Raw genomic sequence first — 8,395 nt, forward strand, 5'->3', positions numbered from 1 at the left:
CGACCGTGACGATCTTGCCTTCGGTCCGGACCACGCCGTTTTCTTCGGCCCGCCGCCGCAGATAGCGGGCATAGCGTCCGGCATCGAACTGGAAGGCATAGGAGATCTTCGCAAGCGGGGAGTTGGCATTTTCCGGGCGCGGTCGCATGAACCGCCCCAGCTTCCCGGCGACGACCGACAGCGAATATTCGTCGAGCTCGCTCGTGTCGCCGAGGCTGCGGCCCTTGAGCCAGTGATGGTGGAACTCGATTCCCATCATATCGAGCCCGTAATGGCCGAAAGGATGGACATAGGAATGGCCGAGCCTTGTCCAGTCGACGAACTCGATGCCGTATTTGTAGGTCGCATGGGTCTCGCGGACGAACTCGTTCTCGTCGAGTCCCAGCATCTGGTTGAACAGGAGGATCTGCGGGATCGTCGCCTCGCCTACGCCGATCGTGCCGATCGCATCGCTTTCGACCAATTCGATCTTCAGCCCGGGCAGGCCGCCCATGATGCGCGACAGCGCAGCGGCGGCCATCCAGCCGGCGGTTCCGCCGCCGACGATAACGATCTTGCGGATCGGATTGGGATTCATCGGGCGTGCGCCTCCGGCAACTTCATTTCCAGCCTTTCGTCCTGGGCGGCCCAGGCCTGCGCACGCTTGAGGAATTCGACCTGCGTCGGCAGGCTCAAGGCCATCTTCTCGTACCCCTCACGCATCTGCTCCATCGCTTGCGCGACCTTGTCGCGGTCGAGCGTATCGGCAATCGGATCGAGCCTGCCGGGCCAGATGTTCTGTCCCAGCATTACCGCGACCCAACTGGTTACGCCGAACAACTCGGCACCCTCGCGGAAGATCCGCCCGTGCAAGTCCCACATCTGCATTTTCTGGTCCAGCGAATCCGGGATGCTCATGTCGCGGACATAGCGCCAGAAGGGCGTGTCGTCGCGCTGGGTGGCCTTGTAATGCAGGATCACGAAGTCGCGCACGTCCTCGTACAATTCGCGCATCCCGCGATTAAATTCGTCGCGTTCGAGCGGCGAGACGTCCTTGTCGGGAAACAGACCGAGCAGGCGCGATATCCCGTTCTGGATCAGGTGAATGCTGGTCGATTCGAGCGGTTCGAGAAATCCCGAAGCGAGGCCGAGCGCCACGACATTGTGGCTCCAGCTCTTCTTCCGCATGCCGGTCTTGAACCGGATCGGGCGCGGGTCGGCGAGCAATTCTCCCTCGAGATTGGCGCGCAGCACCGCTTCGGCCTCGTCGTCGGAGATATGCTCGCTGCAATAGACATGGCCGTTGCCCATCCGGTGCTGGAGCGGGATGCGCCATTGCCAGCCTGCCCCATGGGCGGTGGCGCGGGTGAAGGGTTCGGGCTCGACCACATTGGTGGTCGGCGCGGCGAGCGCCCGGTCGACCGGCAGCCAGTGGCTCCAGTCCTCGAACCCGGCCTCGAGTTCCTGCTCGATCAGCAATCCCCGGAAGCCCGAGCAATCGATGAAGAAGTCGCCTGCGACCTTCTCGCCGTTTTCGAGGTTGATCGCGGTGACGTTGCCGTTTTCGCCGTTGCGTTCGACCGTGACGATCTTGCCCTCCTTGCGGATCGTCCCTTGCTGTTCCGCGATGCCGCGCAGGAAGCGGGCGTAGAGCGAAGCGTCGAAATGGAACGCGTAATAGAGCTGCGCGAGCGGACCCTGCTTGTCGCGTGCCGGCCGGGCGAATCGTGAGCGGGCCGCCGCCGCGGCGCTCATCGAATAACTCGCGATCTCGCCGGGCTGTCCATAGGCGTGCTCGCGCAGATAGAGATGATGGAACGGGATGCCGTGGAGGTCGTGCCCGTAACTGCCGAACGGGTGGATATAGCGATCGCCGATCCTGCCCCAGTTGACGAATTCGATTCCCAGCTTGAAGGTGCCTTGGGTGGCCTTGAGAAAAATGTTCTCGTTGATGTCGAGCATCTGGTTGTAATTGAGGATCGGCGGGATCGTCGCTTCCCCGACACCGACCGTGCCGATCGCGTCGCTTTCGACCAGGGTGAAGCTCCTGCGCCCGTTATTGAGGTAGCGCGACAGGGCGGCGGCGGCCATCCAGCCGGCCGTTCCGCCGCCTACAATCACCACTTTCGCTATTTCGTGATCGCCCTCGCGCATCTCGTTTCGCACCCTCCTTGTTGCACATCATCCACAGGATTCGATCGAATGCCAGTCTTTGGCGTGTGAATCACCTCTTGCCAATGGCCAAAGGTAGCGTTATCAAAAGCGATCTAGACAGCGACTGCCGACGGAAATGGTAGCGCTAACAATACTAGGGGAGGGTGCCTTGGGCGAGCGATCGACCAATCGAATCAATTCGAAAGAGAGCTTTATTCGCGCTTCGTTGAAGACGGGCGCGTCGCTGGTTGCGGTCAGCAGCCTGCTGGTTTCGGCCACGGCCTTTGCGCAGGACGATGCGGCTGACGACGAGGAAACGATCGTCGTCACCGGCATTCGCGCCAGCCTTGCGAATTCACAAGACATCAAGCGGGAATCCGAAACGGTGGTCGATGCGATCACCGCGGAAGACATCGGCGCGTTGCCTGACCGCTCGGTGACGGAAGCGTTGCAGCGCGTCCCCGGCGTCGCGATCAACCGCTTTGCCGGTTCGAACGATCCCGACCACTTCTCGGTCGAAGGCTCGGGGGTCGTGGTGCGCGGCCTCAATTTCGTCCGCGGCGAATTCAACGGCCGTGACACTTTCTCCGCCAATGGCGGCCGCCAGCTCGGCTTCTCCGACGTTCCGCCCGAACTGATGGGTTCGGTGATCGTCGCCAAGAATCTCACCGCCGACATGATCGAAGGCGGCCTCGCCGGCACGGTCAACCTCAATGTCCGCAAGCCGTTCGACAATTACGGCTTCCATTGGGGCTTCACCGCCGAGGCCAATTATGGCGACCTCGCCAAGGAATGGACGCCCAACGTCTCGGGCATGATCAGCAATACCTGGGAAACCGAAGGCGGGGTCTTCGGTATCCTCGTCGGCGCGTCCTACAGCCAGGTGATGAGCCAGGCGCATGGTATCCAGATCGCCAATTTCCAGCCGCGCGACGGCGTGACCACACAGGGTTCGAACAATTCCGGGCCGGTTACCCGTACCTTGCTGACGGACGCCAACGGCATGACCATCGGCGGACCGGGCAACCCCTATTACGCGCCGCTGGGCGGACAGTTCCGGATCCAGGAATTCGACCGCGAGCGCATGGGTATCGCCGGTGCGCTGCAATATGAGAACCATTCGAAGACGGTCGAAGCCAGCCTGCAATATTTCCGCGCTGAAACCAGCAATGCCTGGGGTGAGCGGACCTATGAAGCAGCTCCCGACCTGTCGGAATACAACACCTTCCCGGCACCGGGCACGGGCTACGATTTCGACGAGAACAACGTCTTCGAAAACGGCTATATCACCCTGCCGGGCGCCGGCTGGCGTTCGGGCGACACCGGCACCAGCGATCCGCGGGCGCCGATCGGCGGCATGCAGATGTCGCTCGCCCGTCGCGAAGTCTACCAGGAAACGATGAACCAGGATTTCGGCTTCAATCTCAAGCTGACGCCGAACGAGCGCTGGGCGTTCAATTTCGACGCGCAATATACCGAGGCGACGACCGACAATCTCGACGTATCGGTGTTCGGGTCGACCTTTGCCGACCAGATGATCGACCTCCGGGGCGACCTTCCCCAAATCACCAATGTCAAACCGCTCAACACGGTGGCGACTTGGGCCGGGGCAGGCGCTTCGCCGCTCGCCACGTCGAGCAACGAGGAATTCCTCACTTCGCCGCTATTCACTTTCTGGCGCGCGGCGATGGATCACATCGAGCAGAGCGATGGCGACCAATGGGCCTTCCGCGGCGATGCGCAATACAACTTCGGTGACGACAGCTTCCTCAAGCGATTGAAGGTCGGTGGACGCTGGTCCAACCGCGAGCAGACGGTTCGCTATACGACCTATAACTGGGGCCGTCTGTCCGAAGTCTGGGGCGGCAATTCGGGCGGCGCCGTCTATTTCGATGAATTTGGCGGCGATCGCACCGAATTTTACGATTTCCCGAACTTCTTCGGCGGAAACGCAGCCGGTCCCCTTGGTGGCTGGTACTATAATGGCGACCTGATCAACGATTACGAAGGATCGGCCGACTTCTTTTACGATGTCGACGATTTCTATCGCGAAGGCCAGACTGGTCCAGCCGGCGGCAATCGTGGTTGGTTCCGTCTGTCGGATCGCGCTGGCGTGATCTCAGGAACTCCGTTCCTGCCGTCCGATATCCAGGTCGTCGGCGAGGAAACCTGGGCGGCCTATGCGATGCTGTCTTTCGGCAATGACCAATATGGCGATTATCCGCTGTTCAGCGGCAATGTCGGCTTGCGTTATGTCGACACCAGCCTCGAATCGCTGGGTTCTGTCGCATTCCCGTCTCCCAACCTCCATGGCAATGGTGAGACCTATGAGGAGCGCTGCTTTGCTCCCGAGCCGGATCCGAATAATCCGAATCCCCCGGCTTTCGATCCGCCCGCCATTTGCGATGGCGGAGAGGCCGAATATTATAATCGGGCCGATTTCGCCAATGGCGGTTCCATTGTCGACAACGCGATCAACAATTACGACAACTGGATGCCGAGCCTCAATCTGAAGCTCGAACTCAACGAGGAAACCCAGATCCGCTTCGCCTATTCGCGCGCAATCGCTCGGCCCGATTTCCGTTATGGCCGCAACTTCGTGACGATCGGCGGCGGCGAAGAAGGCGGCGGGTTCGTGTTTACCGCAAGGGCCGGCAATCCGCGGCTCAAGCCGGCGCAGGCCGACCAGTTCGACCTCTCGTTCGAATGGTATTTCGACGATGTCGGCTCATTGACCCTGACGGGCTTCTACAAGTCGGTGCAGGACTTCTTCTATGACGATGTCAACATCGTCACCTACACCAATAACGGCCAGACCTACGATGTCAGGGTTTCCGGACCGGCCAACTACACGGAAGAAAACGGCTCGATCAAGGGCTTCGAATTGGCCTACCAGCAGACTTGGGAGTTCCTGCCATCGCCGTTCGACGGCCTCGGCTTCAGCGGCAACTACACCTATATCGACAGCGAGGGTGTGCCCAACAGCCAGATCGGCGGGATCGAAAATGCCGGCCAGGCCTCGAACCTCGATGCTTCCGGCAGGCTGCCGCTCGAACAGCTTTCGAAGCACAATTTCAACGCGACCCTGTTTTATGAAAAGGGCCCGCTATCGATGCGTGCTTCGTATAACTGGCGGTCGCGCTTCCTCTTGACCACGCGCGACGTGATCTTCCCGTATTATCCGATCTACAACGATGAAACGGGACAGCTCGACGCGTCGATCTTCTATTCGATCACGCCGAACATCAAGCTGGCGATCCAGGCCACCAACCTGACCAACGAGGTCACCAAGACCTTGCAACAGATCGACGAGGATGGCCTGCTGGCGCCGCGCTCGTTCTTCATGAACGACCGTCGCTATTCCTTCGGGGTCCGAGCCAGCTTCTAACAGGACTGGCCAAATACTCCCGGGCAACCGGGTTCACAACGGCGCCGTCGCTCCTCCCATGCGACGGCGCCGTCATTGTTTGCACTGAGAGCCAAGGTCCCCTCCCGCTGGATTTGCTTGTGCCTTGCACGGCTTCGCTTCCAGCACCCGTGGCGCCACAAATGCAGACCTGAGCAGGAGGCGCGATGGTCCCTGAACCAGGTTCAGGGTGACGCGGCTGGTTGGCGCAATGGAGGCTCGCCAGGTCAGGCCTTTTGCTGCGTACCCTCGGCCAGCACCCTGGCCAGCGTGTCGCGCATCGGCTTGGCCTGGTAGTTCTCGTCATAGGGGGTGCCGCGCACCAGCAAGCCGTCGTCGCGCGGGGCAAAGCCCTGCAGCCAGTTGAACGGATCGACCATCCCCCAGGCGAGAATGTCGCCGAGCTGCGCATATTCGAGCATCAGTTCGAAATAGCGCTCGACATATTCGGCGATCTTGGCGTCGCGCTCGGCGATGTCGGCGGTCAGCGCCTTGTCCTTGACATCGAATTCGGTGACGATCAGCCGGTAGCCCATCGCCACCGCCTCATCGAGGAACTGGCGCCATTCGCGTTCGGCATAGGGGCCGAGCCCGCTCGCCGGATCGATACTGTAGATCTCGATATGCGACTGGATGCCCAGCGTATCGACCGGGACGTTGCGCTTGCGGAACCCTTCGAGCAGGCGGAGCACGTCGGCGCAGTGTTTGCGGTGGTCGGGCTCCCAGCTCATATAGTCATTATAGACCAGTTCGGCATCGGGCAGCACCTCGCGCGCGGTGTGGAAGGCGAGGTCGAGCGTCGCCTCGACGCTGCCCATCGCCTTGCTCATACTGGTCTCGAGCGGGGCGTTGGTCTCGTGGTCGATCGCTTCGTTGACCACGTCGTAGGAATGGATGATGCCCTTGTAGCGCTCGGTCACCGTGCGGATGTGTTCGACCATCAGCCGCTCGGCTTCCTGCACCGGGTTGGCGCCGAAATCGTAATTCACGAGCCATTCGGGGAACCAGCGATTGCGCGCCCAGTAAAGCGTGTGGCCGCGCACCGCGACCTGGTTCTCCTTCGCCCAGCGGACGATCGCGTCGAGCGGCTCGAAATCGAAATTGTCGGGCCCGTTGCGGCGGGTCCATTGCCATTTCATCTCGTTTTCGGGCACCACGATGCCGCATTCCTTGCGAATGATGTCCATATATCGCGGATTCTGGACCGTGCCGCGCGGATCGCCGCGCCTGGTATAGCCGACCGCGCTGCCGAAGCGCCGGCCCTTCGACATCGCGGCGCGGTGCAGGCTGCCCTCACCGGCGCCGGGTGCGCTCTCGGAATCGGGGACCATCACCGGTTCGGCCGCCTCGGAGGCGCAGGCGGCAAGGGGGAGGGCCGATAGTCCGCCGAGGAATTGCCGGCGCGAGGGGGTCAGTGCGTTCACTTGGATGTCTCGCTCAATGGCGCCGGCTCCATCCTCGGAACCAGCAGGTGGATGATTGTGAAAGCGATCAGATAGGCAAAGCCGGCATAGATCAGGATCGGCAGGTAGCTGCCGGTCAGTTCGAGCGTCCAGCCGGTCGCCTGCGCGATCAATATGCCGCCGGCCGCCCCGGCCAGCCCGCCCATGCCCGCGACGGTCGCCACCGCGCGGCGCGGATAGAGGTCGGAAATCATCGTGAAGATGTTCGAGCTGAAGGCCTGGTGCCCGGCGGTGCCGAGCCCGATCAGGAGCACCACCACCGCGGGGTTGCCGATCTCGAGCACGAACAGCAGCGGGACGGCGCAGAGCGCGGCCAGGAACAGGGTGGTCTTGCGCGCGCGGTTGATACTCCAGCCGATCTTGATGAAATGCGACGAGACCCAGCCGCCGGCGATCGAACCGATATCGGCCAGCAGGTAAACCCCGATCAGTGCCGGGCCAATCGTCGCGAGGATGCCGCTGTCGCCGGTCGGGAACAGGTTGAGCCCCTGGGTGGTGACAAAGAAATCGGGCAGCCAGAACAGGAACAGGTACCACACCGGATCGGTGAAGAACTTGCCGCAGATGAAATACCAGGTCTGGCGCTGGCGGATCGCTTCGCCCCAGCCGAGCTCCCTGGCATTGGGGTCTTCGCCATCCTGCTCGATATAGGCGAGCTCCTGTGGGGAGACGCTCTTGTGCTCCTGCGGCTGGCGGTAGAGCAGCAGCCAGGCCGCCAGCACCAGGAAGCCGATCGCGCCGGTGACCAGGAACGCGCCCTGCCAGCCATAGGCGAAGGCGACCGCGAGTCCGACGATCGGGGTCATCATCACCCCGACATTGGCCCCGGCATTGAGGAAGCCGACGCCCAGCGCGCGTTCGCGCCGCGGGAACCATTCGGCGACCGATTTGACCGCACCGGGATAGGCGGCGCTTTCGGCCACGCCCAGCGCCATCCGCGCGATCATGAAGGCCAGCACGCTGCGCGCGGCGGCGTGGAACATCGCGGCAAGGCTCCACACGGCGATCGCGATCGCCATGCCCCAGCGCGTGCCGACCTTGTCGAGCAGCCGCCCGACCACCAGCAGGCCGATGCCATAGCTGAACTGGAAGGCAGAGACGATATTGCCGTAATCGACCTCGCTCCAGCCGAGATCTTCCTCGATCAGCGGCTTGAGCACGCCGAGCACCTGCCGGTCGATATAGTTGATGGTGATGACGAAGAAGAGCAGCGCGCAGATCACCCAGCGGAAATTGCCGCCCGCGCGGGTAATGGCATTGGCACTGCCCGTGCCCGGATTGGCGGCGGCAGATGCTGCCTCGTTCATGCCCTCGCTCTCCCCAATCCACGTCTTGCGGCGCGCTTGGATGCGCGCGAATTCCGTGATAGCGCTACCATGATGATCGGGAGAGG

Annotated in this window: 5 protein-coding genes; 1 reads left to right on the forward strand and 4 read right to left on the reverse strand. The window is 62.0% G+C overall.

The window, feature by feature from the left end; genetic code table 11:
* The coding region (locus AC16XC_RS04315; protein WP_484033412.1) for a tryptophan 7-halogenase at nucleotides 1–577 on the reverse strand (577 nt) is incomplete at its 3' end.
* Nucleotides 574–2,133, reverse strand: a complete 1,560-nt coding sequence (locus AC16XC_RS04320; protein WP_484033413.1) for a tryptophan halogenase family protein — start codon at nucleotides 2,131–2,133, stop codon at nucleotides 574–576. The genes AC16XC_RS04315 and AC16XC_RS04320, both read right to left, overlap by 4 nt.
* Before the next feature lie 226 nt (nucleotides 2,134–2,359).
* Between AC16XC_RS04320 and AC16XC_RS04325 the strand changes: the two genes are divergently transcribed.
* On the forward strand, nucleotides 2,360–5,521 hold the full coding sequence (locus AC16XC_RS04325; protein ID WP_484033414.1) for a TonB-dependent receptor: 3,162 nt from the start codon (nucleotides 2,360–2,362) through the stop codon (nucleotides 5,519–5,521).
* 245 nt (nucleotides 5,522–5,766) lie between these two features.
* On the opposite strand, the gene AC16XC_RS04330 is transcribed toward AC16XC_RS04325, so the two are convergent.
* Nucleotides 5,767–6,963, reverse strand: coding sequence for an endo-1,4-beta-xylanase (locus AC16XC_RS04330; protein ID WP_484033415.1), 1,197 nt, complete (start codon nucleotides 6,961–6,963; stop codon nucleotides 5,767–5,769).
* Nucleotides 6,960–8,309 carry an MFS transporter gene (locus tag AC16XC_RS04335; protein WP_484033416.1) on the reverse strand — a complete coding sequence of 450 codons (1,350 nt, stop codon included), beginning with the start codon at nucleotides 8,307–8,309 and terminating at the stop codon, nucleotides 6,960–6,962. Before AC16XC_RS04335 ends, AC16XC_RS04330 begins: the two co-directional genes overlap by 4 nt.
* Nucleotides 8,310–8,395 lie beyond the last annotated feature (86 nt).

This window comes from Candidatus Andeanibacterium sp. (genome assembly GCF_057143545.1).